1 protein-coding gene is annotated in these 1,288 nt (G+C 40.3%); it reads right to left on the reverse strand.

Annotation, left to right across the window (positions count from 1 at the left end):
- Window positions 1–1,288, reverse strand: a 1,288-nt coding sequence (locus tag ACPWSO_RS17895; protein WP_426084934.1) for an IS1182 family transposase, incomplete at both ends; no start/stop codon positions are given.

The following is a 1,288-nucleotide window of genomic DNA, read 5'->3' on the forward strand; positions in this document are numbered from 1 at the left end:
CCACGTAAATGGAAACGATGGAACGCCAAATGAGCCTTTAGATGCCCAAACACTGGTTCTACATCGATTTTCCGTTGTCGATAAATCGAACCTGTTTTTTCATCTGAAAGCTTCTTCTTGCATTCTGCTTTGAAGTAACGCCATGAATTGTTCACTTGAATCTGTCGATTCCGATTGCTTTTGGCTTTCGTACATTGACTCCGCACAGGACATGCCCGACAATCCTCACATTCATAGATTTTGAAGTCTCGGACAAACCCGCCACGGTCTTTTCTACGACTGTATTGTTTGAAAGGAACTGCCCGATGGGCAGGACAAATATAGGTATCTTCTTCTTCAAGATAGCGCCAGTTTTCAACGATAAAAGGATTGTCTTTGTTTTTCTTTTTGGTTTCTTTATGATAGCCACCATAGGTAATCAACGGTGTCTTGTCTAATATATCGTGGATATACATGTAATTTTCTTCACTACCATAACCGGCATCCGCCACAATATATTCGGGTAATTCCTTGTGTTGCTCTAAAAAGCTATCTAAGAACGGATTTAAGGTTTTTGTATCGGTTGGATTTGGGAATAAATCATACGCTAAGACGTACTGATTTTCTGTTGCGATTTGTAAATTGTAGCCTGGTTTTAACTGTCCGTTACGCATGTAATCGTCTTTCATTCGCATAAATGTGGCGTCGGTATCTGTTTTAGAAAAGCTATTTCGTTCTTGAAAAAGGCGGTTATACGCTTCATATTTTTGTTTTCTTGGCAGGTAGTCTGCTTGAACTTTTCGCAGATATTTTTTATAGGTTCTTCGTTTTCTCTTGAATTGGCTCTGTTTGTCTTTCTGTTTTTCATCCTGTAATTGTTCTTCTGTTTCCTGTAACTCCGCTTCTAAATGATGAGCGATTTCTTCCAGCTGATGGCTCGTCAATCCGTCGGATTGCTGTTCTTCTTTCAGACAAGGTAAGATTTCTTCTTGATAAAGGGCTTGATAAAAGGCGTTCGATTTTTCATCTAAAGCAGCTTCATAGCGATTCGTTGCTTTCCGCCAAACAAAGCTAAACTTGTTGGCATCTGCTTCGATTTTTGTGCCATCGATAAAAAGGGCTTCATTATCGATGACTTGATTCGTAATCAGCTGACGACGAAATAAAACAAAGGCTTCCTCTAACAGACCTGCCGTTGTCTCCTGACTTCTGAATCGATTAATGGTGCGATAGCTGACTTGTTCGTGGTTCGCTAACCAGCGCATACGATAGCTGTCATCCAACAGAAATTCCATTTTCCGACCAGAAA

This window comes from Enterococcus sp. LJL51, from assembly GCF_049894025.1.
GTDB lineage: Bacteria > Bacillota > Bacilli > Lactobacillales > Enterococcaceae > Enterococcus_L.